Source organism: Oculatella sp. FACHB-28, assembly GCF_014696015.1.
In the GTDB taxonomy this organism is placed as follows: Bacteria; Cyanobacteriota; Cyanobacteriia; order Elainellales; family Elainellaceae; genus JAAUTN01.
The window spans coordinates 1-1,915 of record NZ_JACJPJ010000001.1 but is presented as its reverse complement, the minus strand read 5'-3'; the positions used below and the strand labels follow the sequence as shown (position 1 = coordinate 1,915).

2 protein-coding genes are annotated in these 1,915 nt (G+C 46.7%); both read left to right on the top strand.

What is annotated here, in order from left to right; genetic code table 11:
* Window positions 1–114: 114 nt before the first annotated feature.
* Window positions 115–693: an MOSC domain-containing protein gene (locus tag H6F88_RS33765; RefSeq protein ID WP_190640716.1), complete on the top strand. Its 579-nt coding sequence runs from the start codon at window positions 115–117 to the stop codon at window positions 691–693.
* Between the two features lie 148 nt (window positions 694–841).
* A complete protein-coding gene (locus tag H6F88_RS00005) occupies window positions 842–1,534 on the top strand; it encodes an IS6 family transposase (RefSeq protein WP_190640715.1) in 693 nt (230 codons plus the stop codon).
* The last annotated feature ends 381 nt before the right edge of the window (window positions 1,535–1,915 follow it).

The window sequence follows — 1,915 nt, the reverse complement described above, 5'->3', positions numbered from 1 at the left end:
TGAATTGAAAGATTTATTTCAAGCCATCTAATCGCAAATGGGAAAGAGGAAGCTTCTGATGATAAGAGGTGATGAAAAAAGCGGTGATCTGAGTACCCAGATCTGACAGTTTCCGTGAGCGCTACCCTAAAACCTGAAGCGCTTGATGCTGCCCAAGCTATGGCACCTGGAGTCAATCCGCTCTATCCAGAAACTAACCGGTTTGTTGTTGAGGTGGAAACTCCTGACGGCACTGTTTATGACCTTGAGGGTGAAGGATTTTTGGATCACCTAAAGACGTTAACTGGGAATGACAGCTTGAGAATACACTTTACTCACAGGAGTCAGTTTGACTGCCGTCCTCTTTCCTTCTTTTCGCTACAAATGCGAGATGTGTTGACTCAAGAACTTGGTATAGAGATTGACGAACGACGGTTTCGAGCAAACTTTTATGTTAAGTGGAACGAAGATAAACCACCCCTCTATGAAACAGATTTGATTGGCATGCGCTTAAAGATTGGGGATACGCTGGAGGTTACTGTGTTGGAGCGTGACCCACGCTGCAAAATGATCACCCTGGACCCAGATACATCAGAGGCAAACCCGGCTATTATCAAGCACGTGTCGAAAGCCCATGAAGGCTATGCAGGGGTTTATGGAGCGGTATTAGTTGAAGGAATGGTCAAAGCAGGTGATACAATTGAGCGTCTGTAGATTAGCTCTTAGCAGGTTCAAATGACGGTTTTAACCTCTAATGTAGGTTGTGTCGCAAAAAGCAGCGAATGGTAAGGTAAGCGGTATTGTCAACTTAAGTCCGAGCAAGAGATAAATATAAAATCTGCCTTGCCTGTCTATTCTGCCTATGTATCCGCGTCACCGTTTTCCCGTCGAGATCATTGGTTACTGTGTCTGGCTCTACTACACCTTCCCCTTAAGCTACCGAGACATTGAGAAAATGATGCTCTATCGCGGGATTGAGGCAACCTACGAGTCCATTCGGGAACGGTGTCACAAGTTTGGGCAGCAATACGCCAATCAGGTGCGCCGTAAGCGACCGTATCTCACGGATAGATGGCATCTTGATGAAGTTGTCATCGCGATTAAAGGACAGCAATATTACCTGTGGCGTGCAGTAGATTCGCAAGGCGACGTGCTTGACATTTTGATGCAGCGTCATCGAGATACCCAGGCAGCCAAGCGATTCTTTCGCAAGCTCCTCAAGCAGCAGGGCTTTGTACCACGCGTGATCGTGACGGACAAGTTGAAGAGCTACGAAGCTGCCAAGAATGGGATGCTCCAGAGCGTGGAGCATCGGCAGCACAAGCGATTGAACAACCTTTGCCAGAACTCGCATCAACCGACTCGACTGCGAGAGCGACGGATGCGAAAGTTTAAGTCACCTGGACAAGCACAACGCTTTCTTGCTGCGTTTGGACCAATTCGAGACCACTTCCACCTCAAACAACATCAACTCACGGCCCAACGCTACCGCGAACAAATGCACCAACGCTTTCAGGATTGGCAAGAGATTGTTGGGTTGAAATCTGCCGCATAATCCTGTGATTCCACCTCACTAGAGACTACCGTGCTTACTCTTAAATTTTTTTGGTTAAGTTGACAGTACCGTGAGAACTTACACCGGCAAACTTTGGATCGCAATAATTTCAAAATTGGCAACGAGATTTTGGGGTCGCTTGGAACCTTCCCCCCGCTGCCACTGAAATGTAGTCATTGGAAAACCTTCAAAAATCCACTCAGAAGCTTAATTTTCTGAATTTTGGCAAGCGATATACTTTGGGAGACGGATGACAGTCCTTTATCAAGGGAGCACTCAATGATTACCCTGCCTGGAATTACTATCCACAGCAAAATCTATGAGAGCTTAGCTTCTTTGGTGTATCGGGGCATCAGAGAGCAAGATAACTGTGCAGTGATT

Excerpts from the sequence above, each read along its gene's own strand:
- H6F88_RS00005 (WP_190640715.1), top strand. The coding sequence starts at position 842 with ATGTATCCGCGTCACCGTTTTCCCGTCGAGATCATTGGTTACTGTGTC.